At 48.1% G+C, this 3,333-nt stretch carries 3 protein-coding genes and 1 pseudogene; all 4 read right to left on the bottom strand.

Features of this window, described 5'->3' with window-relative positions:
• Positions 1-124, bottom strand: a pseudogene (locus tag AB7U36_RS21090) (IS982 family transposase); the annotation flags it as partial.
• A 638-nt stretch (positions 125-762) separates the two neighbouring features.
• Positions 763-939 carry a hypothetical protein gene (locus AB7U36_RS21085; RefSeq protein WP_428161591.1) on the bottom strand — a complete coding sequence of 59 codons (177 nt, stop codon included), beginning with the start codon at positions 937-939 and terminating at the stop codon, positions 763-765.
• 469 nt (positions 940-1,408) lie between these two features.
• Complete coding sequence (locus AB7U36_RS21080; RefSeq protein ID WP_428161590.1) at positions 1,409-2,269, bottom strand: OmpA family protein; 861 nt, start codon at positions 2,267-2,269, stop codon at positions 1,409-1,411.
• 82 nt (positions 2,270-2,351) lie between these two features.
• Complete coding sequence (locus tag AB7U36_RS21075) at positions 2,352-3,179, bottom strand: hypothetical protein (protein WP_428161589.1); 828 nt, start codon at positions 3,177-3,179, stop codon at positions 2,352-2,354.
• Positions 3,180-3,333: the final 154 nt, after the last annotated feature.

The following is a 3,333-nucleotide window of genomic DNA, read 5'->3' as shown; positions in this document are numbered from 1 at the left end:
CCTCGCTATCGGATAGCGAAGGAGGAAAACCCCGACTGCGTAATTTCATACCCCGGGAAATTTCTTTCAAAGAATCATCTGTCCGACAATATATTTCAATTATAAAATCTTCTATTGACAACATAACCCTATCCTCCCTGTCTGATATTATCAATGCCTATCGGGAATATAATCATGTTGTCAAAAAAAGTTGCACATCACGTAAAATTCATTAACATCGATAAATTAAAATAATGAAAGTATTTTTTTGTGTCAAAAGAGTCCTTTTTTTGGGGGGGGGGCTTTATCTTGCACTTCCCCCCTTTTTAGGGCCTGCGGCCCCCCGCCCGTCGAACCGTGTTACCCGCACCATTCCCGTCTTTTTTGTCTTGACCGGCTTACCCCGCTTAAATCCGGGGACATAAATTCAGGGACACCTTACTAATTGTTATTTTGACCAGTTTTTTTTGCGCCTCAGCCGCCTGTCTAAAATAGCTTCCAAATGTTTTACAAAAGTCGTTTGAACGGTCAGTCGGTTCGTTCATGTTTTCTGACCGGATTGTACTCAATATACTGGGTACACGCCAATAACCACCTCTCTTCCATGGTAAATGACACAAACCGCCCCTGTCATAAATGACCGCGCCAACCTACCCTGAAATTGATCATTCTCGTATATCGTCTGTGTGCTTCCCCGATGACCTGAGTTAATCCATCCTTGGTTTCCTGAAGGGCAATCAAGCGGATGAGATTGGGATCAGGCAATAAGCCCATATTTCGACTTTATATTTCAGGGACCATTCCGACATCAAGGTTCAGATAGGCTTCGAACTCCTGATCGCTGAAAAATGTCTGTTGCCGTCTATTCCCTGTTTGTGTAATGTGATGAGGGAAAGTCGGAGCCACTGCACTCATCCGTGCAATGGTATAAATTAAAACAAATGCTTTAATTTCTGCCAATAAATAAGGTGTCCCCCGGAATTTGCAAACTCGACCGCCTGGTTCCCGAAATGTCTGCAGGCCTGGGCGTCAAGCCGTTCAGCATTATCACCCGAACAGGCTTTGGCTGCTATTCCTGCCATTTGGGACCAATGGCGCGATGTTCGGGAATTAACGGGCCGAAGTATGCGTGCCAGGGTCACAAAATAAGGTAGGTCAAATTGCTCAAACAAGAGCATCGAGCATTGCTTCTGCCATTTCGCACCTTCCTGAAATCGTTGATAGTCCGCTTTTATAGACAGGTCTCGCCGTAAGATTCCTAAGATTTCTTCTAAAATTATCACCAATTCAATGGTATCCTTAAAAACTTTCAACCTCAAAAACTTTATGAATCGGCTAACGCTACACATCTACGGCTTGTCCATCGCATGCTTCTTGTTGGAATTAAGTAAGCTGTCCTCGGAATTATTTGCGAGGTTCTCGATTCGGGCTACTGGGCCACCAGTTCCACCCGGCGGTTTTTGGCCTTACCCTCATCGGTCTTGTTGGAGGCCACGGGTGACGTGGGACCGGCACCAAAGGGTGTGAGCCGGGCCGCGGCAATGCCGTGCTTGCTCACTAGGGCATTCACCACTGAGGCGGCCCTGTCCTGGGACAGTTTGACGTTATTGGCAAACTGGCCCACCGTGTCGGTATGGCCCACCACAAAAACCTTGAGGTTTGAATCGGCCTTGAGCATTTTCACAATCTCGTCGAGAGCCGTGTCAGAGGCAGGTTTTAAATCAGCCTTGCCCGTATCAAAATAAATACCGTAAACCGCCACCCGCCCGGTTTCCTTGATGCTGCCGGACAGGGCGTCGGCATTGGCGACCACATCCTGCTTCATGAGCTGTTTTTCAACCATCTGAACATTATACATTCCATTATTGGCCCCGGAGACCTCGGCCCAGACTTCTTTATCCTCCTTGATGATCCGGATGGTGGAATACTGGGTTCCGCCGTCTTCAAATTCATAGAGCTGCTCTCCACCTATAGCTTTGGCTGCATTGACATAATTGCGGATCACCTGAATGCCGCTGGGATGGGTGATGCCGTCATTAGCGGTATAGGCCGCAAAGGTACGGCGTCCTTCCACTTTTTCCGTTTTATCAGACCCTGTCTTGAATTCATACCGGTCAAATTCCAGGGCCTCGTAGCTTGAAATCACAAAACCGGGCATACGGGAAAAAATGTCCGGGTCCTTGCTGCCTGGAAAGTCATTGGGGTCGCTTGCGGCAAGGGCCGGGGTCAGCGGGATCAGACACAGAAACAGGAATAAAACGGATAGAACTGTAACAATACGATGTCGCATGGGTTCTCCTTTAAATTGATCACATTATATGCTGATATCTTTGGCGGATTCATGGATATGGACCGGCCAGGATAAAACGCCCTCATAGTTTGGGTGAGGCATTATATTTCAACTGGGTCCGGTAAGCCACCTTTTCGATGTCCTCAAGGCATTTGACCCAGAGATCCCAGGTGTCCTTGTTCATTTCATCCAAGGCTGACGCACCTTGTTTGGCCTGTCCGGGGGATGGGTTAAACTGCTGGGCCATGGCGGCTATACCCGCAATATCACCCTTGGCCTTCATCTCCTGCATCTTTTTTTTCATATCCTGGGCTTGGGCCTTGCCGGCCACATGGTCCTCACCGCGGGCCTGGACAGCGGATTTATCCTTGCCGTGGGCCTGATTGTAAGCCCTTCGATAGATTTTCTCTCCCTCTGATACGCTCCGGCCCCGATCATCGGATACCTGACGGAAATAGGCCAGGTGAAGGGCCTTGTATTTATCTTCAAGGACTTGGTATTCCGCTTCAGAGTGTTTGTCCATCAAAACTTGGCCCTTTAATTCTCCCAGGGCCGGGTGCAGATTGGTATCCTGTGTCTTTTCCTCAAACCGGGCCAGGGGAACGGATTGTTCCCGGCCGCCGATTTTTTTAAAAAAACTCATCTGGAACCCGTGGCTACCGTCTGCCGGAGATTCTTCCACGCGATCTCCATCCTGTTTGTTCGTATCAAAGAATTTTTTCACCGTGTCCACACTGTCTTTGGTTAGAAAAAGGGTGTCATCGGTTTCAACGACCTTGACAGCATTGCCGTATTTGGGAAGGGATCGCGGGGGAGGCATTTCTTCTCCCCCATCCGCAAAAAGGACGGCGCTCCCGTTGGTGATATAGATGAATCCTGCCAGAACAGCCATTATCAGTCTTTTTTTCATGATCGGAAATCTCCTGAGTTTGTAATTCGCGGATCATATGATGAAAAAATACGCCTTGTCAATAATCGCGAACGATCAGCGTAAAATTGCCTGGCAATGCCCCCCGCTTTCTTTCATCATTTTTTACCATAGCAAGAGAACATCACATTATATC

It is taken from the genome of Desulfobacter sp. (assembly GCF_050177295.1).
This window is presented reverse-complemented; position numbering and strand designations above follow the sequence as displayed.